The organism is Micromonospora arida (assembly GCF_003857035.1).
In the GTDB taxonomy this organism is placed as follows: domain Bacteria; phylum Actinomycetota; class Actinomycetes; order Mycobacteriales; family Micromonosporaceae; genus Micromonospora; species Micromonospora arida.
Genome location: NZ_QGSY01000158.1, coordinates 1 through 24279, shown reverse-complemented (window position 1 = coordinate 24279; position 24279 = coordinate 1). Strand labels below are relative to the sequence as shown.

Genomic DNA, 24279 nt, shown 5'->3' with positions numbered 1-24279 from the left:
TGCGTTAAATCGGACTTACCTGGACGGGTTCGGAAAAAGACACGCCGATCAACCATTGCGCATTGCGCCAGGCCGGCCTATGGCGCATTCATCGACAGCGCCCTAAAGTCCCGAGCACGTTTCACGTTGACCGGGAGGGCGCATGTCAACCGCACCGATGCCCCAGTTCCCCACCGGCTTCCGCTGGGGCGTCTCCACATCGGCCCACCAGATCGAGGGCGCCACCACTGCCGACGGCCGAGCTCCGTCCATCTGGGACACCTTCGCGCGCTCCCCCGGGCGGATCAGCGACGGCAGCAGCGGCGAGGTGGCCTGCGACCACTACCACCGGCACACCGAGGACGTGGCGCTGTTGGCCGGCCTGGGCGTCTCCGCGTACCGGTTCTCCATCGCCTGGCCCCGGATCCAGCCCACCGGCGCCGGCCCCGCCAACCCGGCCGGCCTGGACTTCTACGACCGCCTGGTGGACGAGTTGCTGGCCGCCGACGTCGACCCGGTGGCCACCCTCTACCACTGGGACCTGCCGCAACCTCTCGAAGACGCCGGCGGCTGGCTGCACCGCGACACCGCCGCCCGGTTCGCCGAGTACGCCGAGAAGACCGCCGCCCGCCTCGGCGACCGGGTCCGGCTCTGGATCACCCTCAACGAGCCGTTCATCCACATGAGCCTCGGCTACGGCATGGGTGTGCACGCCCCCGGCCGGATGCTGCTGTTCGACGCCTTCCCGGTCGCCCACCACCAACTGCTCGGGCACGGGCTCGCGGTCGCCGCGCTGCGGACCCACACCGCCAGCCCGGTGGCGATCGCCAACAACTACTCGCCGGTGCGGGTGCTCGGCGACCACGACGCCGACCGGGCCGCCGGGGCGGCGTACGAGGCGCTACACAACCGGCTCTTCACCGACCCGCTGCTCGGCCGCGGCTACCCGGAGCTGCCCGGCTTCGACCCGAGCGTCATCCACCCCGGCGACCTCGACACGATCGCCACGCCGATCGACGTGCTCGGGGTGAACTACTACAACCCCACCGGCGTACGGGCGGCCGAGCAGGGTTCACCCCTGCCGTTCGACCTCGTGCCGCTGGACGGCTACCCGCGTACCGCCTTCGACTGGCCGGTGGCCCCCGACGGGCTACGCGAGTTGCTCGGCTGGCTACGCGACACCTACGGCGACGCGCTGCCGCCCATCGAGATCACCGAGAGCGGCTGCGCGTACGACGACGCGCCCGACGCCGACGGGCAGGTGGCCGACCCGGAGCGGATCGCGTACCTCGACGGGCACCTGCGGGCGGTCCGGGCAGCCATCGACGACGGGGTGGACGTACGCGGTTACTTCGTCTGGTCGCTGCTGGACAACTGGGAGTGGGCCGAAGGGTTCACCAAGCGCTTCGGTCTGGTGCACGTCGACTACGCCACCCAGACCCGAACGCCGAAGTCGTCGTACACCTGGTTGCGGGACGTGATCGCGGCCAGCCGGCCGGGGTCGGCGCGGTGACCACCCTCGACCCGACGCCGGCGTCGCTGCCGGCGGCGCTCGCCGAGCCGACGGTGCCGGTGCGGCGCGGCTGGATCGGTTTGATCTTCGCGGCCAACCTCGGCGTGTGGATGGCGTTCTTCACGCCCATCCAGGTGCTGCTGCCGCAACAGATCGAGCAGATCGCACCCGGCGACAAGGAGAACATGCTGGCCGTGGTCACCGGCCTCGGCGCGCTGGCCGCGGTGCTGGCCAACCCCCTCGCTGGCGCGTTCTCCGACCGGACCTGCCTGCGGATCGCCGGGCGCGAGTTCGGTCGACGGCACGTCTGGACGGCGGGCGGGGCCGTGCTCGGCGCGGCGGCCCTGGTGCTGCTGGCCCAGCAACGGACCATCCTCGGCGTCGCCCTCGGCTGGGTCGCCGCGCAGGTCTGCTTCAACGCGATGCTGGCCAGCCTCACCGCCGCCATCCCGGACCGCGTCCCGGTGCGCCAGCGCGGCGGAGTCTCCGGGTGGGTGGGCATCCCGCAGGCGCTCGGGTTGGTGCTCGGCGCGGTGCTGGTCACCGCCGTGGTCACCGGCAACGCCGCCGGCTACCTGGCGATCGCCGTGGCCATCCTGCTGCTGTCGCTGCCGTTCGCGCTGCTCACCCCCGACGAACCGCTGCCGCGTGCCCATCGGCCGGCGATCCGGACGCGGGCGCTGCTGGCCTCGATGTGGATCAGCCCTCGCCGGCACCCGGATTTCGCCTGGGCCTGGATCACCCGATTCCTGGTCCAGTTGGGCAACGCTCTGGGCACCCTCTACCTGCTGTACTTCCTCACCGACGGGGTGCGCCACCCCGACCCCGAGGGCGGCCTGCTGGTGCTGATCCTGCTCTACACGCTCGGGATGATGCTGACCGCTGTGGTCGCCGGCCGGCTGTCCGACCGTTCCGGCCGCCGCAAGATCTACGTGATCGCCTCCGGGCTGATCATGGCGGTGGCGGCGCTGCTGCTCGCGGTCGCGCCGGTCTGGCCGATGGCGATCGTCGCCGCGCTGCTGCTCGGCGCCGGCTACGGCGTCTATCTCTCGGTGGACGCCGCGTTGATCACCCAGGTGCTGCCCCGGGCCACCGACCGGGCCAAGGACCTGGGCGTCATCAACATCGCCAACTCGGCGCCGCAGGTGCTCGGCCCGGCGCTCTCCGCCCCGCTCGTGGTCTACCTGGGCGGCTATCCCACGCTCTACGCGGTCACCGCCGTGGTCACCCTGCTCGGCAGCGCGCTGGTCGTCAAGATCCGCTCGGTGCCGTGAGCCAGGGGGCGGTGGCGGAAAGCAGTCGCGTACCGCCGTAGGCTGGGGGGCGTGACAGTACGTGTGCGCTTCGCCCCCTCCCCGACCGGTATGTTCCACGTCGGCGGCGCCCGCTCGGCGTTGCAGAACTGGATCTACGCCAAGCAGCAGGGCGGCGTGTTCGTGCTGCGCATCGAGGACACCGACGCGGCGCGCAACAAGCCCGAGTGGACCGAGGGCATCCTCTCCGCGCTGGACTGGATCGGGATCTCCCGGGGCAGCTACGAGGGCCCGTACTTCCAGTCGGCGAACGCCGGCGAGCACCGGGCCGCCGCCGCGCGCCTGTACGACTCGGGCCGCGCCTACTACTGCGACTGCACCCGCGAGGACGTGCAGGCCCGCACCGGCTCGCAGCACCAGGGCTACGACGGCTACCACCGCGACCGTGGCCTCGGCCCCGGCCCGGGGCACGCGCTGCGCTTCCGTACGCCCGACGAGGGCGCGACAGTGGTGGTCGACCTGATCCGTGGTGAGCCCACGTTCGAGAACAAGCTCATCGAGGACTTCGTCATCGCCCGGGGCGACGGCTCGCCGGTCTTCCTGCTGGCCAACGTCGTCGACGACATGACCATGGGGATCACCCACGTGATCCGGGCCGAGGAGCACCTGCCCAACACTCCCAAGCAGCAGCTGCTCTGGGAAGCCCTCGGGGTCAAGCCGCCGATCTGGGCGCACGTGCCGGTGGTGGTCAACGAGAAGCGGCAGAAGCTCTCCAAGCGCCGGGACAAGGTCGCCCTGGAGGCGTACCGCGACGAGGGTTACCTGGCCGGCGCGATGCGCAACTACCTCATGCTGCTCGGCTGGGCCCCCTCCGGCGACCGGGAGATCGTTCCCTGGTCGGTCATCGAGGACGAGTTCCGGCTGGACGAGGTCAACCTCTCCTCGGCGTTCTTCGACGAGAAGAAGCTGCGCGCGTTCAACGGCGAGTACATTCGCGCGCTGCCGGTGGCCGAGTTCATCGACGCCTGCCAGCCCTGGCTGACCGGCACCGGGACCATCGCGCCGCCGCCGTGGCAGCCGGAGGAGTTCGACGCCGACGCGTTCGCCGCCGTGGCGCCGCTGGCCCAGACGCGGATCGCGGTGCTCAGCGAGATCGTGCCGAACGTCGACTTCCTCTTCCTGGCCTCACCGCTGATCGACGAGGCCGCCTGGACCAAGACGATGAAGGACGGTTCCGCCGAACTGCTGGACGACGCCGTCGCGGCGTTCGAGGCGCTGGAGTCCTGGGACGCCGAGTCGTTGAAGTCGACGCTGGAGGCGGTCGGCGCCGAACGGGGCCTCAAGCTCGGCAAGACGCAGGCACCGGTGCGGGTCGCGGTCACCGGCCGCACCGTGGGTCTGCCGCTGTTCGAGTCGCTGGAGGTGCTCGGTCGCGAGCGCACCCTGACCCGGATCCGCGCCGCCCGCCTGCGCCTGGTCTGACTGTCGCTCGTCGACGCGTCACTGGCGCGTCGCCGGCCCAACTCCGCATCGCCCTGCCTTTGCTCTGCACCCCAATAGGCGCCGGTCACAGACCGTAGCCGTCGCTTCCGCGGGTGCAGAGCAAAGGATGGCGCGCACACCTGACCCACCGGGAGCGGTGAGTCAGAGGGTCACCGAACCCGTCGCTGGCGGCGGAACACGAGGCCGGCCCCGAGTGCGGCGAGCAGCAGCAGGCCGCCGAGCGCCCAGAACCACCAGCGACCGCCGGAGTCGGACCGCTCCGACGCCGCCGGCACCCCGGAGGCCGTCGAGTTGCCGGGTGTCGCCGACGCGGGCCCACTGGAGGGTGCGCCGACCGCCGACGCGCCTGCCGAGGGCGAGTCGGCCGGGTTGGTGCTGGCGGCGGCCGACGGCGAGGCGGACGGGTCGGCCGCGGTGCCGGTGGTGAGGGTGAACCGCACCTCGCCCTTCACCGGGTGCCCGTCGGACGACGCGAGCTGGTAGCCGACGATGTAGAGCCCGGCGGCGGCCGGCTTGAACGGCACCCGCACCCGACTGCCGTCGAAGGCGGGAGTCCCGCCAGCGACCACATTGTCCGGTCCGGTTATTGTGATCTTCGTCGTAGTCGGCGACGGCTTGGCGAGGAACCGCAGCTCGACGCGGGCCGGTGCCGTCGCCACGCGGGCGCCGTCGCGCGGGTTGCTGCCGGTCAGTTGGTTGTGGGCGGCGGCCGGAGTCGCCGGCATCAGAAACGACACACCGAACGCCACGCCGAGCACCACTGGCATGACCCGCACCGTACGTGTAACCCTGCCCCCCATGAACCCCTCCGTAAGGGTACGATCCGCCCGCTGATCAAACGGCTCCTCATTAGTCGAGCAGAGATCGCAGATAGTTCCAATTACTGTTCCGAAAGCTGCAACTCATCGACGTTCTGCGGAGTCTGTAGGAGTGGACGCGACCATCCGGTCGATGCCGCACCGGCAGATCGGTCCAGACGTCACGACGAAGCCATCCATCGAACGGGGCGAGGAGGCGGGATGGTCCGACACATGAGGCGGTTGGCCGCCGTGTTGGCGGGCACGCTGGCGGTGGCACTGCTGTCGCTTGGCACCGCCGGCTCGGCCTCGGCGGCGCCGAAGCCGGCACCCGCCGGAGTGGACATCACCGGCACGGGGCTGTCCGAGCCGCTGCGGTTGCACGCGGACAAGGAGCCCGCCCTCGTGGGCGCGGTCATCGACCAGGTCAACTTCCTCGCTCGCACCGGCATGCCGACCGGTCCGAAGGCAGCCAACCTCGGTCCGAAATACACGGTCGTGGTGCTCGCCGGCGAGACGCCGAAGCAGACCTACGACCTCTATCCCAAGGCGATCGGCGGCCCCCGCGTCTACCGGCCGGCGAAGCAGCCGGACGGCCGCAAGACCAGCGCCGGCTGGTTCCTGGGTCGGCTCAGCATGTCCGAGACCCTGCGCACCGCCGGTGTGCCGCTGGAGCGACAGTTCGACACGGTCAGTGGCGGCGCGGGCGGCGGCGAGCGCGTACTCCCGGAGGACACGCTCGACCCGGCGAAGGACCTCGACGAGGCGCTCGGCGACCTGCAACGCCTGCTACTGCTCAACGTCGGCGTGATGCTGACCATCACGGTCGGCCTCGCCGGGATCGCCCTGCTGATCCGCCGCCGCACGCGCTGACCCGACGCACTCGCTGATGCAGCGAGTGCGTCGACGGTGCTCAGCACCAGCGGCGCGGTGGGCGCTCCCGGCGGGTGGCCCGCGGCCGCGGCCGGACCGCGCCGTGCCGGTGCGCCCCGGCCCAGCCGGGAAGTTCGCTGAGGCAACCAGCGGGAACGTCCGAGTCGGGCTCGGCGGAGCGCTGACGCGGCAGCACGGGCTCGTCGTCGACGCGCCCGTGCAGTGGCTCCACCGAGTGCGATGGTGCGCCGCCGACCGGCCGGCGATGCTTGCCAGCCGCCTGCGGGTCGTGGTGCCCCGGCCGGCAGGGCTCGCCCTGGGCGCAGCCGTGCTCGGCCTCCCCGTGCGCCATCCCCGGTCTCCTCACGCTCGCCTCACCCTCGGGTGCTCTCCCCGAGGTGCCCTGTCACCGTACTGGCCGGGACCGACGGGCCGCGCGGCAGCGTACCCGGGGTCCGGACCGGCCGGTCCTCGAAGACGCCGCTGAGCGCGGGGGCCGGTTACGCAGTTCACAGCTTCTTTTCGTGCCGTTCACCCGACGCGTCACGGCCGCTGACCGTACTGGCGGTCGGTAAGGGTCCGCGTACCCCTTTCGGCCCATGGCGGTGCCGTCGAGGTCCTCCCCCGGTGGGAGTTCGGCGGGCGGCGACTGTGGTGGGATCGGGGCATGCGTGCGCCACCGTGGCTCGACTCCGGCACCCTCGGCCGCGACCTCGTGCTTGCCGGCGCGTCGCTGGCGGGTGGTCTGGTGCTGCACGCCCTGGGGTGGCAACCGCAGGTCCGTCCCGACGCTGACGTGCCGTCGGCGTTGTTCCTGCCGCCGCTGGTGGCTGTCTGCGTCGCCGTCGGCCTACGGCGGGTCGCACCACGCGCCAGCCTGGCCGTGGGGACCGGCGCGCTGGTGGTCGACACGGCGCTGGGCAGTTCGCTGGGCACGGTCCTGGTCTACACGCAGGTGCTCTACGACGCCTGCGTGTACGGCCCGCCCCGGCTGTGGCGGTGGTTGCTGCGGATCACCGTGGCGCTGAGCCTGGTCGGAGTGGTCGTCGGCGTGCTCACGTACGGCCAGTGGCGCGGGGCGGCGCTCGGGGTGCTGGTGGTGCTCGCCGGGCTGCTGCCGGTGCTGACCGGCATCAGTGTGCGGCAGTACCGCGACCAGGCCGCCGCCGAGCGGGAGCGGGCCGAGCAGACCGCCCGGCTGGTCGAGTTGGATCGTCGGCAGGCGGTCAGCGCCGAACGGGCCAGGATGGCCCGGGAGCTGCACGACGTGGTCGCGAACCACCTCAGCGCGGTGGCCATCCACGCCACCGCCGTGCTCTCCGTGCCCGGGTTGGATCGCGGTCAGGTGGAGTCGGCGTTGCGGGTGATCCGGGAGAGCAGTGTGCAGGGCCTCGCCGAGATGCGTCAGATGATCGAGGTGCTGCGCGAGCCCGGAACCGGCGCCGGCCTGGCCACCCCCGAGGTGGTCACCGCGCGGCTGGCCGAGGCGGACGGACTGGTCGACCGGGTCCGGGCGGCCGGCCTCGCGGTCCGCGTCCGGACCGATGGCACGCCGGGCGCGTTGCCGGTGGGGGTGGACCTCGCCGCGTACCGGATCGTGCAGGAGTCGCTGACGAACGCGCTCAAGCACGGTACGGGGGAGGCGGAGCTGACGATCGCGTACCGGCCGGCCGAGGTGGTGCTGACGGTGGAGAACCCGGTGCGCCTGTGCCGGGAGCTGCGCCCCGACGTGGCGGTGCTGGATGTGCGGATGCCGCACCGGGACGGGATCTCCGCGACCCGGGCGATCGTCACCGACGGGCTCGCCGACGTGCTGGTGCTCACCACCTTCGACCTGGACGAGTACGTCTTCGGGGCGTTGCGGGCCGGCGCGGCCGGGTTCCTGCTCAAGAACACCGACGCCGACGGCCTGGTCAGCGCGGTGCGGACGGTGGCGCGGGGTGACGGGTTCATCGCGCCCACTGTGACCCGCCGGCTGATCACCGCGTTCGCGGCCACCGCGCCGGGCGCGTCGGCGGACGCCCGGGCCGCGCTGGACACCCTCACACCGCGTGAGCGTGACGTGCTGGCCTGCCTCGGCTTGGGCCTGTCCAACCAGCAGATCGCTGATCGACTGGTGCTGGCGGAGAGCACCACCAAGACCCATGTAAGCCGGATCCTGGCGAAGCTGGACCTTCGCAGCCGGGTGCAGGCCGCGATCCTGGCCCAGGAGGTGGGCCTGCCCGCTCCCCCACAGCCGTGAGACGGGCCCGCTGGGCGCGTCGACGATGGTCGGCGGACCGGTGCCGGCGTGGTTGGCCTGCTCACGACGTGTCAGGCTAGGGCGGTGAGCACGCCGGGCGGTGGGGAGCTGTCGGCCACGCTGCGCCGGATCGAACGATCGGCGGGGGCGTTGGCCACCTCCAGCGTGGCCCGGATGGACGAGACGCTGCCCTGGTTCCGGGCGCTGCCGGCCGACCAGCGTTCCTGGGTGATGTTGGTGGCCCAGGCGGGCGCGAGGTCGCTGGTGCAGTGGCTGCGCGAGGGCGGTGGCACGGCGGACAGCACCCAGGAGGTCTCGGACGAGGTCTTCGCCGCCGCCCCGCAGGCGCTGGCCCGGTCGATCACCCTCCAGCAGACCGTGGCGTTGATCAAGGTGACGATCGACGTGGTCGAGGAGCAGGTGTCGCACCTGGCCGCCGTGGGCGAGGAGCAGCAGCTACGCGAGGCGGTGCTGCGCTTCTCCCGGGAGATCGCGTTCTCCGCCGCCCGGGTGTACGCGCGGGCCGCCGAGTCGCGCGGCGCCTGGGACGCCCGGTTGCAGGCGCTGCTGGTCGACGCGCTGTTGCGCGGTGACTCGCCGGACGTCCTGGCCAGTCGGGCCGCCGCGCTCGGCTGGGCGGACGCACCGCCGGTGGCGGTGGCTGTCGGTCGGTCGCCCGGCGGCGAGGTCTCCGCGGTGCTGCACGTGGTCTACCGCCAGGCCCGCCGGATCGGCGTGGAGGTGATCGGCGGCGTGCACGGCGACCGGCTGGTGATCGTGCTGGGCGGCGCACCTGACCCGCTGACCGCCACGGCGAAGCTGCTGAGCGCGTTCGGGGACGGCCCGGTGGTGGTCGGTCCCGCCGTACCGAGCCTCGACGAGGCGACCGAGTCGGCGCGGGCCGCGCTGTCCGGCTTTCGGGCCGCACCGGCCTGGCCGAGCGCGCCCCGGCCGGTGCTGGCCGCGGACCTGCTGCCGGAGCGGGCCCTCGCCGGCGACGCGGAGGCCCGTCGGCGGCTGCGTCACGATGTGTACGCGACGCTGGTGCGCGCCGGTGGGGAACTGCTGGCGACCCTGGACGCCTTCCTGGCCGCCGGTGGCACGCTGGAGAGCGCGGCACGGGCACTATTCGTGCACCCGAACACGGTGCGCTACCGGTTGCGCCGGATCGCCGAGGTGACCGGTTTCTCGCCACTGTCGCCGCGAGACGCGTTCGCCCTTCAGGTCGCGCTGACCGTGGGTCGGTTGGATCCGGTCGCCCCGCTGGCCTCGCAGGTCCCGACTCAGACAATGACCCCGGCTACCCGGAAATCCGCACAAACCGAGGATGATCCCCGCCGATCTTTGTAGGAAACCTCTAAAGGTCCTAGTGTGGTTTGGTCGTAGGCGGCACCGCGTTACCCGCCTTTATCCGGGAGAGTCATAGACGTGCTCGCCGTACTTAGTCCCGGCCAGGGTTCTCAGAAACCCGGCTTCCTGACCCCCTGGCTCGACCTGCCCGGCACTGAGGCGCGACTGCGCGACTGGTCGGCGTTGGCCGGGGTCGACCTGCTGCACCTGGGCACCGACGCCGACGCCGACGAGATCAAGGACACCGCCCGCACCCAGCCGTTGCTGGTCGCCGCGGCGTTGCTCGCGGCCGAGCACCTGCCGCTGGACGGCGTCGCACTCACCGCCGGCCACAGCGTCGGCGAGTTGGGTGCCGCCGCCCTGGCCGGTGTGCTGTCGGCCGACGCAGCGATCACCCTGGCCGGCGTCCGCGGCCGGGAGATGGCCGCCGCGTGCGCGCTGGAGCCGACCGGAATGGCCGCGGTGCTCGGCGGCGACCCCGACGAGGTGATCGCCGCGATCGAGGCGAACGGGCTCTACCCGGCCAACCGCAACGGCGCCGGGCAGATCGTCGCCGCGGGCGCCCTGGACGGGCTCGACAAGCTCGCCGCCGCGCCGCCCGCCCGGACCCGGATCATCCGACTCCAGGTGGCCGGCGCCTTCCACACGCCGTACATGGCTCCGGCCGAGACCGCGCTCGCCGCGGAGGCCGCCGGGATCACCCCCGCCGACCCGGCCCGGACCCTGCTCTCGAACCTCGACGGCACCGCCGTCGACAACGGCGCGGCCATGGTGCAGCGCCTCGTTCGTCAGGTCACCGCGCCGGTGCGCTGGGACCTGTGCATGCGCACGCTGGCCGACCTCGGGGTCACCGGCGTGATCGAGCTACCCCCGGCCGGCACCCTCGCCGGCCTGGTCAAGCGGGAACTCAAGGGCGACGGCGCCCCGGAGATCGTCACCCTCAACACCCCGGACGACCTGCCGGCCGCACGGGACCTGATCGCCCGTATCGGAGGTCGTTCATGACTGGCAGTCGCATCGTCTCGATGGGGCACTACCAGCCCTCCCGGGTGGTGACCAACGACGACATCGCCCAGCTCGTCGACACCAACGACGAGTGGATCCGCGACCGCGTCGGCATCGTCAGCCGGCGGATCGCCGACAGTGAGACGGTCGCCGACATGGCCGCCGCGGCCGCCGGCAAGGCGCTGGCCAACTCGGGCCTGACCGCCGCCGACATCGACCTGGTCGTGGTCGCCACCTGCTCCTCCATCGACCGTAGCCCCAACGTGGCCTGCCGGGTCGCCGCCAAGCTGGGCATCACCGCGCCGGGCGCGTTCGACCTCAACACCGCCTGCTCGGGCTTCGCGTACGCGCTGGGCACCGTCGACCACGCCATCCGGGCCGGGGCGTCGCGCAACGCGATCGTCATCGGCGCGGAGAAGCTGTCCGACTTCACCGACTGGACCGACCGCTCCACCTGCATCATCTTCGCGGACGGGGCCGGGGCCGCAGTGGTCTCCGCCACCGCCGACGACGAGCCGACCGGCATCGGCCCGGTCGTCTGGGGTTCGGTGCCGGACAAGAGCGACGCGGTCCGCATCGAGGGTTGGCGCCCGTACATCCAGCAGGAGGGTCAGGCGGTGTTCCGCTGGGCCACCACCGCGATCGCGCCACTCGCGCTCCAGGCCTGCGAGCGGGCCGGGGTCGACCCGTCGGAGCTGGCCGCGTTCGTTCCGCACCAGGCCAACGCCCGGATCATCGACGGCATCGCCAAGCGGCTCAACATCCCCGACGCGATCATCGCGAAGGACATCGTCGAGTCCGGCAACACCTCCGCGGCGAGCGTGCCGCTGGCCCTGTCCAAGCTGGTCGAGCGCCGGGAGGTGCCCTCGGGCGCACCGGTGCTGCTGTTCGGCTTCGGCGGTGGCCTGACCTACGCCGGTCAGGTCGTCCGCTGCCCCTGATGACCCCCTCGGCGCGTACGCGTCCAGGAGTGGCGGTCGGCGACGCCGGCCGCCGGAGAACCCCGATGAAAGGAACCAACCGCAATGACCCGTGACGAGATCACCACCGGCCTCGCCGAGATCCTCGAAGAGGTTGCCGGGGTGAACCCGGACGACGTGGCCGAGGGGAAGTCCTTCACCGACGACCTCGACGTCGACTCGCTCTCGATGGTTGAGGTCGTGGTCGCGGCCGAGGAGAAGTTCGGCGTCAAGATCCCGGACAACGAGGTGCAGAACCTCAAGACCGTCGGCGACGCTGTCAGCTACATCGCGGCGCAGTCCTGATCATGAGTCGTCCTGACGTCGTCGTCACCGGGCTCGGCGCGACGACCCCGCTTGGCGGGGACGTCGCGTCGACCTGGGACGCAATGCTCGCCGGCCGCTCCGGGGTGAGTGCCCTCACCCAGGAGTGGGCCGAGCAACTGCCGGTCCGCATCGCCGCCCAGTTGGCCGTGGAGCCGTCCGAGGTGCTGGACCGGGTCCGCCTGCGCCGCCTGGACCGTTCCGAGGCGATCGCGATCATCGCGGCGCAGCAGGCCTGGGCGGACGCCGGCCTCGCCGGCTCCGACCTCGACGGTGAGCGGTTGGCCGTCAGCGTCGGCTCCGGCATCGGCGGTGCCACCACCCTGCTCGCCCAGGACGACATCCTGGAGGCGTCCGGGCCACGGCGGGTGTCCCCGCACACCATCCCGATGCTGATGCCGAACGGTCCGGCCGCCTGGGTCGGGCTGGAGCTGGGCGCCAAGGCCGGCGTGCACTCGGTGGCCAGCGCCTGCGCCACCGGCGCCGAGGCGATCGCCCTCGGCCTGGACATCATCCGCTCCGGCCGGGCCGACGTGGTGGTGGCCGGCGGCACCGAGGCGGTCATCCACCCGCTGCCGATCGCCGGCTTCAGCTCGATGCGGGCCATGTCGACCCGCAACGACGACCCGGAGCGGGCCTCCCGCCCGTGGGACCGGGGCCGGGACGGCTTCGTCCTCGGCGAGGGCGCCGGCATCGTGGTGCTGGAGCGGGCCGAGCACGCCGCGGCGCGGGGCGCCCGGGTGTACGCGCGCCTCGCCGGCGCCGGCATCACCTCCGACGCGTACGACATCGTGCAGCCGCACGCCGAGGGCGAGGGCGCCATCCGGGCCATCGCCAAGGCGATCGCGGACGCGGACGTGGCCAAGCGGGACATCGTGCACGTCAACGCGCACGCCACCTCGACCCCGGTCGGGGACATGTTGGAGATCGGCGGGCTGCACAAGGCGCTCGGCGACCACCCGGTGCTGTCCGCGACGAAGTCGATGACCGGTCACCTGCTCGGTGCGGCCGGTGCGCTGGAGTCGATCGCCACCATCCTGGCGATCCGCGACAGTGTCGTTCCTCCGACGATCAACCTCGACGACCCGGAGCCAGGCCTCACCCTGGATGTCGCCGCGCACAAGGCCCGCCACATGGAGATCCCGGCCGCGTTGAACAACGCGTTCGGCTTCGGCGGCCACAACGTGGCGCTCGTCTTCGCCCGTCCCTGAGATCCCGCGAAAGGGCCCCTCCTCGTCGAGAGGAGGGGCCCTTTCGTCGTTCAGCCTCGGTTGCGGGGGTGCTGTTTCGCGGTGCGCTCGTTGCCGTGGCGGTAGTTGCCCGTCCAGCGGGCCATCACCAACTGCGGGTCGTCGTCGACCTCGGCGAGGAACTCCGCGGCCCGAGCGCCGCGCAGTGTGCCGGCGACCCGGCCGTGGTGGGTGATCACCACGGTGCCGTCCGCCCGTTGCATGTGCCGGAATCCTGCTGCCGCTCCCATGGGGCGAGGTTGTCAGACCGACCGGAGGCAGGGCGACCCGATTTCGATCAGGGATGCAGCGATCCCGATTGACGTCGGGAGACCGCACGGCTTAGATGGGCCGACTGAAGATCGACTGACGGGGATCACCACCATGGACACTCGTACCCGCGTCGCCGTGTCGGCGGCGGCGCTCACCCTCGGCCTGCTGACCGGCTGCGGCGACGACGACGCCGCTCCCGCCGGGCCCGCGGCCGGCGCCCCGGCCCCACAGGCCACTGGCGAACCCTGGTACGACGAGCTGGCCCCCGCGTCGCCCAGCGGCACCACCGGCGGCGCGAGTTCCCCCTGCCCGGTACCTGTGACGTTTCCGCTGGCCGAAGGGTGGACGGCCAAGGCGATCGAGCCGCCCAAGGGCGAGCTGGCCGAGCTGCTCGGCGAGGCGCTCACCAAGCGCGGCGGCACCACCGTGCGCTGTGAGGTGGACGGACGGCCGGCCGGCGGCGGATTCCTGCGGATCTGGGCGGCGGACTCGCCGACGGTCACGCCGCGCGCCGCGCTGGAGAGTTTCGCCGCCGGGGCCGGCGAGACGGTCGCCGGCCAACAGTTCCGCGACCTCCGCGCCGGCGGCTTCGACGCCACCGAGATGACCTGGCTCGCCACCAACCCGCTGGTCGAGGACGAGGATGAGTCGCGAAACTGGGCGCTGGCCGTCCAGTCGGCGGGGCAGACGCTCGTCTTCGCGGTCAACGAGGGGCTGATCACCGAACGGACCGACGTGCTGCCGGCGTACCGACTCGCGGTGCGAGGGCTCGCCAAGGGCGAGTGAGGTGGGCGCTGACCTGGCCGTGCCGGACGGTCAGGTACCGCAGGTCGTCGCGGGCAGTCCGGGAACGGCCACCGGGGACCGGCCGCCCGGCCGGGCCTTGCCGGCGAGCACGGCGGCCAGGGCGGTCATCGACGCCCGGCTGGAGGAGTACGTCGCCAGCAGCGTCGGTGACTTCGCGTCGGCCAGCACGTACGGGGTGTCCATGGCGACCGTGACCGCCGCGTCGGGGCTCAGGTCCTTGCCGCCGTCTCCGTAGCCCACCAGGTGCACGATCGTGCCGCCGCTGGGCTTGACCTGCACCCCGGCGGCGGTCAGCGCGGCGGTGAGGGTGGCCCGGGTGCCGTCCCGACCGCCGGACGTGGTGACGGTGACCGGCCCGCGTACCGCTCCGCCACAGGCGCCCCTCAGCACCGTGACGGCGGCGGCGGCCAGCGCGTCGGCCGCCGCCCGGTGCTCCGGGGTGTTGAGGGTGGACATCTGCGCCGCCGGCAGCTCCGCGAGCCGGAACTTCATGGTCAGCACCCGGGTGACCGCCTCGACCAGTCGGGTCCGGGGCAGCGATCCGCCGCGCAGTGCGGCGAGCAGCCCGTCGTACGCCTGACCAACGTTCGGGGTCATCAGGATGAGGTCGTTACCGGCGTTGAGCGCCCGGACCGCCGCCTCGCCGGGAGCCCAGCGCTTCGCGGGCGGCATGTTCATCCCGTCGGTGATCACCACGCCCTTGAAGCCGAGTTGGCCGCGCAGCACGTCGGTGAGCAGCTTGTGCGAGAACGTCGCCGGGGTCCCCGGGTCGATCGCGCGCGCATCCAGGTGACCGGACATCACGGCCATCGCGCCAGCGTCCATCCCGGCGGTGAACGGCGGCCACGCGCCGCTCTGCAACGCCGCGGCGGACTGGGTGAGCACCGGCAGGTCCTGGTGCGAGTCGTCGGCGCTGTGGCCGTGCCCGGGGAAGTGCTTCAGGGTGGCCGCGACCCCGACCGCCTGGAGGCCACGGACCGCGCCGCCGACCTGCGCGGCGGCCTGCTTCGGGTCGGCGCCGTACGACCGGGAGCCGATCACGGTGCTGCGGGTGGCCAGCACGTCCGCCACCGGGGCGAAGTCGATGTTGATGCCCATCGCGGCCAGCTCGGCGCCGGCGGCCCGCCAGGCGGCCTCGGTGAGCTTCGGGTCACCGGCGGCGCCAGCGGCGAGGGCGCTGGGCAGCACGGTGACCCCGTCGGTCACGCGGGTGACGACGCCGTACTCCTGGTCGGTGCCGATGAGCAGCGGCGCCGAACCGGCGGCGAGCCGACCTGCGGCGGTGCGCAGCCCGGTGGTGAGCTCGTGCACCTGCTTGGGGTTGTCGACGTTCGTGGTCTCCTGGTTGCCCTTGGTCGGGTCGTCGGCGCTGAAGCCGACCAGGATCAGGCCACCCAGTCGGTACTTGGCGATCATGTCGGCGGGGGTGTCCACCCCGGCGAGGGCCTGGTTACCGGCCGCCGAGCCGGCGGAGACCTTCGTCGCCGAGTCGCCGTAGGCGTACGGCATCAGCACCTGGCCGACCAGGTCCTCGTCGGACAGCGTCGCCACCAGCGCGGCGGCGCGGCTGGCGGGGTCGCTGGCCGGCGGCGCGGCCGGGACGCTCGGGCCCGCGGACGTACCGACCGGGCTGGGCGTCGGCGTGGGGCGCTCCGGGTCACCTGAGCAGCCGGAGACGAGCAGGGCGGTCAGGGCGGCGACAGCGACACTGGCGCGCCACGGGCGATTCGACACGTCGCCCATCCCACCAGCTTCTCCCTTATCGGGGCAACTTGACCTTACCGGTCGTCACCGGCGCGACGGCGTACGGCCAGCGGCCCGCCGGCCGGGTCAGCCGACCCGAGTGAGCAAGGTCACCGGGGCGCCGTCCCCGGCGTACCGGTAGGGCTCCAGGTCAGCGTCCCACGCCGTGCCGAGCGCCTTGTCGAGGGCGTGCGCCAGCGCCTCGGGGGCCCGGGAGGCCGCCATCAGCGCCCGAAGGCGGTCCTCGCCGAGCTGGATGTCGCCGGCCACGCCGACCGTTGCCCGGAACAGGCCACGGGCTGGCACGTACATGAAGCGCTCACCGTCGGCACCTGGACTCGGCTCCTCGGTGACCTCGAAACGGATCATGGGCCACTGCCGTAGGGCAGCAGCCAGCTCGGCGCCCGTCCCCGGACGACCGGTCCACCCGCACTCGGCCCGGCGTGCGCCGGGGTCGACGGGCTGAGCCGTCCACTGCAGGTTGACCGGCGCGGCTAGGACGCGCGCGATCGCCCACTCGACGTGTGAGCACACGGCGAGCGGGGTCGAATGGACGTATACGACGCCACGCGTTGGCACGGTGACCTCCCGGAGAGCGAGGTGCGTCTTCCCCTACGACCTCGTCCACCCAGGTGGCTGCTGCAACACATGATGACTCCTGTGACGCGTGATGCGCCAGGGAATCGGAAAAAACGCCGGGTGGAATAGCCGGACGGGTGGTCGCCGTTGCCTCTCAGGACACCGCGACGACCAGCATGATGTCGTGGTCCTGTACAGTTCCACCGGCGGCTTATGCCGCGTTACACCTTCGCGGGTCGAGTCACGTACGACCCGCACACAGCCCCCGGACGTCCAGTCCTCCCGTACGTCTTGCAAGGAGTACCTCCGTGGCGAGCAACACCTCTAAGACCGCGCGCGCGTCCGTCCGGGCCGGCCAGGCTGGCCAGGGTGGCGCCCTCAGCGTGCTGGGCGAGTTCAAGTACCTCATCCCGCTCAACGGCGGCAAGCACGCCTACGTGCGGAACCTGACCAACGGCAAGACCGCGCACCTGCGCACGGACTCCGACGCCTTCGTCGAGGAGATCCGCGTTCTGGCCGCCGCCGGCCACGCCGCCAAGATCCGGGCGGAGATCAACAACCTGGCTGCCACCCACCCGGGTGACGGCTGGGAGGCCACCGAGAAGCGCCTGGTCGCGGCCGGCGTCTTCGAGGGCTGAGCCCCTCCCCCACCGCACCAACGAAACCGCCCGCCGGGAGTTCCCGGCGGGCGGTTTTCGCGTGCCCGGGGCGGGTCAGCCTGGATCGAGCAGCGCGACCTCGCCGCTGGCCAGGTCGTAGAGGCCGCCGACCACGGCCACCCGGCCGGCCGCCACCGGTCCGGCCAGGAGATCGTCCTCGCGCAGGGTGCGCACCGTACGCCGGACGTGCCGGCGGATCGCCAGCGGCTGCACCGCCGGGTCGTCCAGCCCCGCCTCGGTGACCGCCGGAGCGATCTCGTCCACCAGGTGCGCCAGCGACCCGCCGGGACGCTGCCCGGTGCGCAGCGCCTCCACCGTGGCCTGCACCGCACCGCACCGCTCGTGGCCGAGGACCATCACCAGCGGTACGCCGAGCTGGCCGACCACGTACTCGATCGAGCCGCAGACCGCGCGATCGAGCACGTGCCCCCCGGTACGGATCACGCAGATCGCGCCGAAGGTCTGGTCGAAGATGGCCTCCAGCGGCACCCGGGAGTCGATGCAGCCCAGCACCACGGCGTACGGCTGCTGGTCGCCGGAGGCCGCGGCGGCGGCCGTGACGTCGTGTCCGTGCACCGGCTGGCCGCTGACGAACCGCCGATTGCCGGCGAGCAGGGCGGCCAGCGCGGCGCGGGGCGTACCGCCGGCCTGCCGCCCCGGCCCCGACGTCGCACCCATGGGCGCTCCCGACGACCCCATGCCGTTCAGCTTGGCCCGCCGCCGTCGGGCACGGGCGAGGTCGGGAATGTTCGCCACGGCGTGATTGGCGTGGTGTCATGGCGGGTAGCCGGTGTTACCGCCGGGTATCCCGGTGCTGGTGGTACTGGGCGGCCCTGGGGAGGCGGCGATGCCGGAGCGGTTCGAGGTCGGTCTGCCGGACGGTGTACGGCTCAACGTCGAGGCGACGGGTCCGACGGACGCCGAGGTCACCGCCATCCTGCTGCACGGCTGGACGCTGGACGGGCGTGCCTGGCACCGGCAGGTCGACGCGCTCACGGCACCGCCGTTCGGCGGTGCGGTGCGGGTGGTCGCCTACGACGCGCGGGGGCACGGCCGGTCCAGTTGCATGGCGCTGCCCACGGCCACCCTGGCCCAGTTGGGTGACGACCTGGCCGCGGTGATCGACGCGGTCGCGCCGACCGGCCCGGTGGTGCTGGTCGGGCACTCGATGGGCGGCATGACGATCATGGAGTACGCCCACCGCCACCCCGCGCACTTCGCCGCCCGTACCGCCGGCCTGGTTTTTGTCTCGACCACCGCCGAGGGGCACACGCACACCGTCTACGGGCTCTCGCCGCGGATCGCCCGGTTGATCCGGCTGGCCGAGACGACCGGCGCCGGCGTGCTGGCGCGGTGTGGCTCGTGGCGCGCGCCCCGGGCACTGCTGAACGCGCTGCAACCGAGCATCCGGTGGATGCTCTTCGGTGACCGCTGCGATCCGGCCGACATCCGCCTGGTGACGTCGGCGGTGGCTCGGGCCTCGCTGCGCTCGATCGGCGGGTTCCGCGCCTCCATCGGCACCCAGCACCGACTGGACACCCTCACCGCGTTGGCCCACCTGCCGGCCGCCGCCCTGGTCGGCGACCGGGACCGGCTGACCCCGCCGCCGTGCGCCGAGTCGATCGCGGCGGCTCTGCCGGCGACCGAGCTGACCGTCTGCCCGGGTGCCGGGCACATGCTGATGATGGAACGTCCGGACGAGGTCAACGCCGCGCTCACCGGCGTGGTCCGGCGGGTGCTCGCCGAATCGCCGCCGGCTCACCGTGGCGCGTCGCCCGCCGAGACGCCTGCCTGAGCACGTTCGCGCACCTCGGGCGCGGCGGGTCGACTCCGGGGCCGTACTCTTCTCGGTTGGCCCGCGCGGTTCCCGCCGCCTGCCGGCGACCTCTGAAGGAGCGTGCGTTGACCGACCAGTCCGGCCTGGAGCAGGAGATCGCCGTCGAGCAACGACACCTCGACCGGGTGTACGCCCGACTGGCCGAGCTGCGGCGGTCGGCCGTCCGCGCCGAGCGTGACGGCTACCGGATGGCCCGGGTGGGCACGCACGGCGCCCTGGTCGAGCGCGACGCGATGGTCTTCCACGCGGCGCAGCGGCGGCACACCCTGGACGCCGAGCACGAGGGGCTGGTCTTCGGCCGCCTGGACCTGCGCGACCGTCAGGTGCTGCACGTCGGGCGACTGGGGATCCGCGACGAGAACGCCGTCACGCTTGTCGTCGACTGGCGCGCGCCGGCCGCCGCCGCCTTCTACCAGGCCACCCCGGCGCAGCCGCTGGACGTGGTGCGGCGGCGCACCATCCAGTCCCGCGCCGAGCGGGTCACCCGGATCGAGGACGACCTGCTGGACCCGACGGCCGCCCCGGAGGGGATGACCGTCGTCGGTGACGGCGCGTTGCTGGCGACCCTGTCCAAGGCCACCGGCCGGGGCATGCGTGACATCGTGGCGACCATCCAGCGGGAGCAGGACGAGGCGATCCGCTCGCCCGGCTCCGGGGTGACGATCGTCGCGGGCGGCCCCGGCACCGGCAAGACCGCTGTCGCCCTGCACCGGGCCGCGTTCCTGCTGTACTCCGACCGCAGCCGCTACGCCGGCGGCGGCATCCTCGTGGTCGGCCCGTCGTCGGTCTTCGTCGAGTACATCGGCTCCGTGCTGCCGTCGCTCGGTGAGGACACCGCGACCCTGCACTCGCTGGGCACCCTCTTCCCGGGAATGACCGCCACCCGCCCCGACCCGCCGGAGGTTGCGGCGGTGAAGGGCTCGCTGCGGATGCGCCGGGTGCTGGAGCGGGCGGCCCGCGACGCGGTGCCGGGCGGCCCGGGTGAGTTGCGGCTGCTCTACCGGGGCACGCTACTGCGGTTGGACCGGGCCGCGCTGGACCGGATCCGGGACCGCGCGCTGCAACGCGGCGCACGACGCAACGAGGTGCGTCGGGCCGGTTTCGACGGGGTGTTCGCCGCGCTCTGGGCGCAGGCCCGTGAGCTGAGCAGCGGCCGGCTGCCGGAGCAACCGGCCTTCGAGGCGGAGATCGCCGAGCGGTCGGAGTTCCGGGAGTTCCTCAAGGCGTGGTGGCCTCGGCTGCACCCCCGGCACGTGCTCGGCTGGTTGGCGGAGCCGGACCGGCTGCGCCGGTACGCCGGGGGGATCCTCTCCTCGGCGGAGATCCGGCTGCTCAACGCCGCGTACCGGAACCTGGACTCGGCCGGGCTGACCATCGCCGACGTGGCGCTGCTGGATGAGTTGGACGCGCTGCTCGGTAAGCCCGCGCAGCCGGCCCGCGCGCGACGCGATCCGTTCCAGCTCGCCGGCGGCGTCCGTGAGCTGAGCACCCTCGGTGAACGGCAGCGGGCCGCCCGCGCGGCGGCCCGGGAGCGTCCGGAGGACTACCGGGAGTACGCGCACGTGGTGGTGGACGAGGCACAGGACGTCTCGCCGATGCAGTGGCGGATGATCGGTCGACGCGGCCGACTGGCCTCCTGGACCGTGGTGGGTGACCCCGCGCAGACCGCGTGGACCGGCGATCCGGAGGAGCTGACCCGAGCCCGCGACCAGGCGTTGGGCCGGCGCAAGCGACACGACTTCACGCTCACCACCAACTACCGCAACTCGGCGGAGATCTTCGCGGTGGCGGCGGCGGAGATCCGTCGGCTCTACCCGGACCTGCCGCTGCCGACCGCCGTTCGCTCCACCGGGGTCGAGCCGGTGGAGCTGGTGGTGCCCGCGACGGGGTTGGAGACCGCGACCGTGGAGGCCGCCGCCGGTCTGCTGGCCGAGGTGGAGGGCACGGTCGGGGTGATCACGCCGGTCCCCCGCCGGGACGAGGTCGCCGGTTGGCTGGGCGCGCTCGGCGCGCCCAGGTTGCAGGTGGTGACCAGCCTGGAGGCCAAGGGCATGGAGTACGACGGGGTGGTGCTGGTCGCCCCGAGCGAGATCCGGGCGGATCCGGGCGCCGGGGTGCGCACCCTGTACGTGGCGCTCTCCCGGGCCACCCAGCGGCTCACCACCATCGACCCGACCGGCTGACGTGTGCGGACTGCCGCCAGTGGAAGGCCCGGCCGCACACTTGCACACATAGCGATGTGAGCATACATTTGACCGGGTCCCGACCAGCGGCGGAAGGTGGTTCTCGTGGGCGCAGGTCATGACCACCACCATGGGTCCGTCGCCAATGCCGCACACCAGCACCGAGGTCGACTCTGGGCGGCTTTCGGGTTGCTCGCCACCCTGATGGTGGTCGAGGCCGTGGCCGCCCTGCACACCGGCTCGCTAGCCCTGCTCTCCGACGCCGGGCACATGTTCACCGACGTGCTCGGCATCGGGATGGCGCTCGCCGCCATCACGGCGACCCGGCGGGCCACCGGCGACCCGCAGCGCACCTTCGGGCTCTACCGGCTCGAGGTGCTCGCCGCGCTGGCCAACGCCCTCCTACTCTCCGGCGTCGCCATCTACGTGGTGATCGAGGCGATCCGCCGTTTCGGCGACCCGCACCAGGTCGTCGCCGGCCCGATGCTCGTGGTGGCCGTACTCGGCCTGCTCGCGAACATCGCCGCCTTCGCGCTGCTGCGCGCCGGAGCCCGGGAGAGCATCAACCTCCAGGGCGCCTACCTGGAGGTGCTCGGTGACCTGCTCGGCTCGGTCGGCGTCATCGGCGCGGCGCTGCTCATCACCGTCACCGACTGGTGGTGGGCCGACCCCCTGGTCGCGGTCGCCATCGGCGTGTTCATCCTGCCCCGCACCTGGCGGCTGGCCCGCGCCGCCATCCGCATCCTGGTGCAGGCCGCCCCGGAGCACCTCCAGGTGACGGCCGTGCACGACCGGCTCGCCGCCGTCCCCGGTGTCGTCGAGGTGCACGACCTGCACGTCTGGACGCTCACCTCGGGCATGGAGGTGGCCTCCGCTCACCTGACCATGGCACCCGGCGCGGAGGTCGGCGCGGTGCTCACCGCGGCGCGTACCGCCCTGCACGACGACTTCCGCATCGAGCACGCGACGTTGCAGATCGAGCCCGGTGCCGCCCCCGGAGCGTGTGGCTCCATCGAATGGTGACTGGGGATTTTCGGAGCATTTCTCGACTTTCGCGGTAATTTTCCGTGGTGACGCACGCACCGTCCGTCACATCGGCTGCAGGGGTCCCATTGGCACCGGTAGGCTCGGTCCCGGCCTCCACCAGGCGGCGCCCTCCCGGCGCCGGTGGCGGTCGCCGCCTAATCGCCCAACCGGGCGAACCGGGGAACCATGTTCCTGGGGTGCATCCGCGTCAGCGGTAGGGATCTTCCGTCCCGAACCCGTCAGCTAACCCGGTCGGCGGCTGACGGAAGGACATGCGCAGTGGCACCAGCACGACCACCCGCCGCCCGACTGGCGGCCCTGATCGTCGCGATGTTCGCCCTCGGCGTCGCGCTTCCGGCCGGCACCGCCTCGGCCGCTCCCCCGACCGGCCTGCGGGCCGCCGCACCCGACTCCGACGAGGAGGGCGGCACCCCGGCGTTGCGGGCCCAACTCGAGGCGGCCAGCAAGGGCTACCTGGACGCGAAGCGCGCCCTGGACACCTCCGTGCAACGGCAGAAGCAGCTCGCCACACAGATGAAGACCATCGAGGTCGAGATCGAGCAGCGCAACGGCAAGGTCGGCGAGATCGCCGAAGTGGCCTACCGCACCGGCCGGCTCGGCGCGATGTCGGCGCTGCTCAACAGCAACACCCCGGAAGGCTTCATGGACCGGGCGGCCGCGCTGGACGCGGTGGCCGCCAACGAGGACCGGGTGCTGCGCGACCTGCTGAACAGCAAGGACAAGGCCAACCGCACCCGGGTCGCCCTGGACGGCGAGATCACCGAACAGCGCAAGCAGGTCGCGGTGATGGCCAAGCGCAAGGAGCAGGCCGAACGGGCCCTGACCGTGGCCACCACACCCAAACCGCAGACCACCGCCGACACCGGCTCCAACCGGGGCACCTCCAGCGCCAACGCGACGGCCGCGCCACGCAACTCCGACGGCTCCTGGCCCTCCGAGTCGTGCAGCGTCAACGACCCCACCCCGGCCAGCGGCTGCATCACCCCCCGCACCCTGCACGCGCTCAACCAGGCCAAGGCCGCGGGGTTCACCCGGTACGTCTCGTGCCACCGCCCCAGCGGCTCCGGCGAACACCCCAAGGGCCGGGCCTGCGACTTCGCGGCGCAGAAGGGCGGCTTCGGCGGGGATGCCACCGGCGGCGACAAGACGTACGGCAACAACCTGGCCGCGTACTTCATCCGCAACGCCGACCGGCTCGCCGTGCTCTACGTGATCTGGTACCGGCAGATCTGGCTGCCCAGCAGCGGGTGGAAGTCGTACAGCGGGGCGGGCGGCGACCCGTCCAGCGACCACACCAACCACGTACACCTGTCGGTCTACTGACCCACGCGTCGTGATGCCTGTGAGTCATCGTGATGACTCACAGGCATCACGTACGTCCGGGGCCCGGCTACGTCGCCGGGCGTACCCCTGATGTCGTCGCTCGTCGGACGACCCGGCCGCGGTCCGCGGGCAGCATCGCGGTATGCCTCGGATCCGACCCAGCACCCGCAAGGCGCTGCTCACCCTGCACCTCGTCACCTCGCTGGGCTGGCTCGGCGCCGACCTGGTGCTGCTCACCCTCGGCATCGCCGTGCAGCGAGGTGCCGACCCGGCGGTGGTCTATCCGGTCATGGCCCTGGTCGGCACGATGCTGTTCGCGCCGCTGAGCGTCCTGGTCTGGCTGATCGGAGTCGCCAGCTCGCTGCTCACCCCGTGGGGCCTGCTGCGCCACCGCTGGGTGCTGGTCAAGCTCCTGCTCACCACGGTGATGGTCGGGCTGGTGCTGTTCCTGCTCACCCCGAACCTGCGTCACGCCGGAGCGGTCGGTGCCGCCCTGCCCGCCCGGGATCGCGCCGACCTGGTCATCGCGCCGGCGGTGTCGACCAGCCTGATGATCATCGCTACGGTGCTGTCCACCTACAAGCCGTGGGGCCGGCGTCCCGCCGCCCGCCCCGCCCAAACAAGCCGTGATCGCGCCGCAACCACGAAGTAGGCGCCGCCCCCGCTGCGCGCAGGGAGCAGGTCAAGGCCGTCGCGACGCGCGATCTTGCCCTGCCCCGCGATCTTGCCCTGCCCCGCGATCTTGCAGTTACTGTCCCGACACATGGGGCATCCCGCTGATATCGACAGCCGGAACTGCAA

General features: G+C 72.5%; 22 protein-coding genes, 1 pseudogene and 1 riboswitch. Of the genes and pseudogenes, 17 read left to right on the top strand and 6 right to left on the bottom strand.

All coding sequences use genetic code 11. The features are described from left to right. The first annotated feature begins 142 nt into the window (after positions 1–142). The 3 genes from DLJ58_RS11655 to gltX are packed head-to-tail and all read left to right on the top strand — an operon-like array spanning position 143 to position 4227. The gene (locus DLJ58_RS11655) at positions 143–1492 is read left to right on the top strand and encodes a GH1 family beta-glucosidase (protein WP_124855694.1); all 1350 of its coding nucleotides are present in this window, start codon (positions 143–145) and stop codon (positions 1490–1492) included. After that, entirely contained in the window at positions 1489–2766 is a 1278-nt protein-coding gene (locus DLJ58_RS11650) for an MFS transporter (RefSeq protein ID WP_124855692.1), read from the top strand. The genes DLJ58_RS11655 and DLJ58_RS11650 overlap by 4 nt, the downstream gene beginning before the upstream one ends. Before the next feature lie 51 nt (positions 2767–2817). Further along, on the top strand, positions 2818–4227 hold the full coding sequence (gene gltX / locus DLJ58_RS11645; protein WP_124855690.1) for a glutamate--tRNA ligase: 1410 nt from the start codon (positions 2818–2820) through the stop codon (positions 4225–4227). 170 nt (positions 4228–4397) lie between these two features. On the opposite strand, the gene DLJ58_RS11640 is transcribed toward gltX, so the two are convergent. After that, positions 4398–5015: a copper resistance CopC family protein gene (locus DLJ58_RS11640; RefSeq protein ID WP_244218895.1), complete on the bottom strand. Its 618-nt coding sequence runs from the start codon at positions 5013–5015 to the stop codon at positions 4398–4400. 252 nt (positions 5016–5267) lie between these two features. Between DLJ58_RS11640 and DLJ58_RS11635 the strand changes: the two genes are divergently transcribed. Further along, a complete protein-coding gene (locus tag DLJ58_RS11635; protein ID WP_112675883.1) occupies positions 5268–5918 on the top strand; it encodes a hypothetical protein in 651 nt (216 codons plus the stop codon). A gap of 40 nt (positions 5919–5958) precedes the next feature. Here the strand turns inward: DLJ58_RS11635 and DLJ58_RS11630 are convergent, their stop codons facing one another. Beyond that, complete coding sequence (locus tag DLJ58_RS11630) at positions 5959–6270, bottom strand: hypothetical protein (RefSeq protein WP_124855686.1); 312 nt, start codon at positions 6268–6270, stop codon at positions 5959–5961. 315 nt (positions 6271–6585) lie between these two features. On the opposite strand from DLJ58_RS11630, the gene DLJ58_RS34870 reads away from it, so the two are divergent. The 6 genes and pseudogenes from DLJ58_RS34870 (at position 6586) to fabF (ending at position 13009) form a co-directional block, all read left to right on the top strand. Then, the gene (locus DLJ58_RS34870; RefSeq protein WP_124855684.1) at positions 6586–8160 is read left to right on the top strand and encodes a helix-turn-helix transcriptional regulator; all 1575 of its coding nucleotides are present in this window, start codon (positions 6586–6588) and stop codon (positions 8158–8160) included. Between the two features lie 48 nt (positions 8161–8208). Beyond that, positions 8209–9510 (top strand): PucR family transcriptional regulator, encoded by a 1302-nt coding sequence (locus DLJ58_RS11620; protein ID WP_279635861.1) that lies wholly within the window; start codon positions 8209–8211, stop codon positions 9508–9510. A gap of 78 nt (positions 9511–9588) precedes the next feature. After that, positions 9589–10506, top strand: a pseudogene (locus tag DLJ58_RS11615) (ACP S-malonyltransferase); the annotation flags it as partial. A gap of 5 nt (positions 10507–10511) precedes the next feature. Further along, positions 10512–11456, top strand: a complete 945-nt coding sequence (locus DLJ58_RS11610) for a beta-ketoacyl-ACP synthase III (RefSeq protein ID WP_091409280.1) — start codon at positions 10512–10514, stop codon at positions 11454–11456. 84 nt (positions 11457–11540) lie between these two features. Then, positions 11541–11780: an acyl carrier protein gene (locus DLJ58_RS11605; protein ID WP_030330276.1), complete on the top strand. Its 240-nt coding sequence runs from the start codon at positions 11541–11543 to the stop codon at positions 11778–11780. A gap of 2 nt (positions 11781–11782) precedes the next feature. Next, positions 11783–13009 (top strand): beta-ketoacyl-ACP synthase II, encoded by a 1227-nt coding sequence (gene fabF, locus DLJ58_RS11600; RefSeq protein ID WP_124855678.1) that lies wholly within the window; start codon positions 11783–11785, stop codon positions 13007–13009. A 50-nt stretch (positions 13010–13059) separates the two neighbouring features. Here the strand turns inward: fabF and DLJ58_RS11595 are convergent, their stop codons facing one another. Continuing rightward, positions 13060–13278 carry a hypothetical protein gene (locus DLJ58_RS11595; protein ID WP_124855676.1) on the bottom strand — a complete coding sequence of 73 codons (219 nt, stop codon included), beginning with the start codon at positions 13276–13278 and terminating at the stop codon, positions 13060–13062. 133 nt (positions 13279–13411) lie between these two features. Here DLJ58_RS11595 and DLJ58_RS11590 point away from each other — a divergent pair, with 133 nt between their 5' ends. Then, positions 13412–14086, top strand: coding sequence for a lipoprotein (locus DLJ58_RS11590; protein WP_124855674.1), 675 nt, complete (start codon positions 13412–13414; stop codon positions 14084–14086). Positions 14087–14116: 30 nt separating this feature from the next. Here the strand turns inward: DLJ58_RS11590 and DLJ58_RS11585 are convergent, their stop codons facing one another. Beyond that, the gene (locus DLJ58_RS11585) at positions 14117–15850 is read right to left on the bottom strand and encodes a glycoside hydrolase family 3 protein (protein ID WP_124855672.1); all 1734 of its coding nucleotides are present in this window, start codon (positions 15848–15850) and stop codon (positions 14117–14119) included. A gap of 87 nt (positions 15851–15937) precedes the next feature. Next, positions 15938–16429 carry a DUF3145 domain-containing protein gene (locus tag DLJ58_RS11580; RefSeq protein ID WP_091409261.1) on the bottom strand — a complete coding sequence of 164 codons (492 nt, stop codon included), beginning with the start codon at positions 16427–16429 and terminating at the stop codon, positions 15938–15940. 308 nt (positions 16430–16737) lie between these two features. Here DLJ58_RS11580 and DLJ58_RS11575 point away from each other — a divergent pair, with 308 nt between their 5' ends. Further along, positions 16738–17067 carry a hypothetical protein gene (locus tag DLJ58_RS11575; RefSeq protein ID WP_030330285.1) on the top strand — a complete coding sequence of 110 codons (330 nt, stop codon included), beginning with the start codon at positions 16738–16740 and terminating at the stop codon, positions 17065–17067. A 75-nt stretch (positions 17068–17142) separates the two neighbouring features. On the opposite strand, the gene DLJ58_RS11570 is transcribed toward DLJ58_RS11575, so the two are convergent. Further along, complete coding sequence (locus DLJ58_RS11570; protein WP_124855670.1) at positions 17143–17766, bottom strand: carbonic anhydrase; 624 nt, start codon at positions 17764–17766, stop codon at positions 17143–17145. A 169-nt stretch (positions 17767–17935) separates the two neighbouring features. Here DLJ58_RS11570 and DLJ58_RS11565 point away from each other — a divergent pair, with 169 nt between their 5' ends. From DLJ58_RS11565 to DLJ58_RS11545, 5 genes are all read left to right on the top strand, one after another. Then, complete coding sequence (locus DLJ58_RS11565; protein WP_124855668.1) at positions 17936–18883, top strand: alpha/beta fold hydrolase; 948 nt, start codon at positions 17936–17938, stop codon at positions 18881–18883. Positions 18884–18990: 107 nt separating this feature from the next. Further along, positions 18991–21108 carry a HelD family protein gene (locus DLJ58_RS11560; RefSeq protein ID WP_124855666.1) on the top strand — a complete coding sequence of 706 codons (2118 nt, stop codon included), beginning with the start codon at positions 18991–18993 and terminating at the stop codon, positions 21106–21108. A gap of 105 nt (positions 21109–21213) precedes the next feature. Next, positions 21214–22131 (top strand): cation diffusion facilitator family transporter, encoded by a 918-nt coding sequence (locus DLJ58_RS11555; RefSeq protein ID WP_124855664.1) that lies wholly within the window; start codon positions 21214–21216, stop codon positions 22129–22131. A 145-nt stretch (positions 22132–22276) separates the two neighbouring features. Continuing rightward, a riboswitch (cyclic di-AMP (ydaO/yuaA leader) is annotated at positions 22277–22408 on the top strand. A gap of 5 nt (positions 22409–22413) precedes the next feature. After that, positions 22414–23478, top strand: coding sequence for a coiled-coil domain-containing protein (locus tag DLJ58_RS11550; RefSeq protein ID WP_386995802.1), 1065 nt, complete (start codon positions 22414–22416; stop codon positions 23476–23478). Between the two features lie 142 nt (positions 23479–23620). Then, entirely contained in the window at positions 23621–24130 is a 510-nt protein-coding gene (locus tag DLJ58_RS11545; protein ID WP_124855662.1) for a DUF2269 domain-containing protein, read from the top strand. Positions 24131–24279: the final 149 nt, after the last annotated feature.

Coding starts and splice junctions, on each gene's coding strand:
- DLJ58_RS11655 (WP_124855694.1), top strand. CDS start 143: ATGTCAACCGCACCGATGCCCCAGTTCCCCACCGGCTTCCGCTGGGGC.
- DLJ58_RS11640 (WP_244218895.1), bottom strand. CDS start 5,015: ATGCCAGTGGTGCTCGGCGTGGCGTTCGGTGTGTCGTTTCTGATGCCG.
- DLJ58_RS11635 (WP_112675883.1), top strand. CDS start 5,268: ATGGTCCGACACATGAGGCGGTTGGCCGCCGTGTTGGCGGGCACGCTG.
- DLJ58_RS11630 (WP_124855686.1), bottom strand. CDS start 6,270: ATGGCGCACGGGGAGGCCGAGCACGGCTGCGCCCAGGGCGAGCCCTGC.
- DLJ58_RS34870 (WP_124855684.1), top strand. CDS start 6,586: ATGCGTGCGCCACCGTGGCTCGACTCCGGCACCCTCGGCCGCGACCTC.
- DLJ58_RS11610 (WP_091409280.1), top strand. CDS start 10,512: ATGACTGGCAGTCGCATCGTCTCGATGGGGCACTACCAGCCCTCCCGG.
- DLJ58_RS11605 (WP_030330276.1), top strand. CDS start 11,541: ATGACCCGTGACGAGATCACCACCGGCCTCGCCGAGATCCTCGAAGAG.
- fabF (WP_124855678.1), top strand. CDS start 11,783: ATGAGTCGTCCTGACGTCGTCGTCACCGGGCTCGGCGCGACGACCCCG.
- DLJ58_RS11595 (WP_124855676.1), bottom strand. CDS start 13,278: ATGGGAGCGGCAGCAGGATTCCGGCACATGCAACGGGCGGACGGCACC.
- DLJ58_RS11590 (WP_124855674.1), top strand. CDS start 13,412: ATGGACACTCGTACCCGCGTCGCCGTGTCGGCGGCGGCGCTCACCCTC.
- DLJ58_RS11585 (WP_124855672.1), bottom strand. CDS start 15,850: ATGGGCGACGTGTCGAATCGCCCGTGGCGCGCCAGTGTCGCTGTCGCC.
- DLJ58_RS11570 (WP_124855670.1), bottom strand. CDS start 17,766: ATGGGTGCGACGTCGGGGCCGGGGCGGCAGGCCGGCGGTACGCCCCGC.
- DLJ58_RS11565 (WP_124855668.1), top strand. CDS start 17,936: ATGCCGGAGCGGTTCGAGGTCGGTCTGCCGGACGGTGTACGGCTCAAC.
- DLJ58_RS11545 (WP_124855662.1), top strand. CDS start 23,621: ATGCCTCGGATCCGACCCAGCACCCGCAAGGCGCTGCTCACCCTGCAC.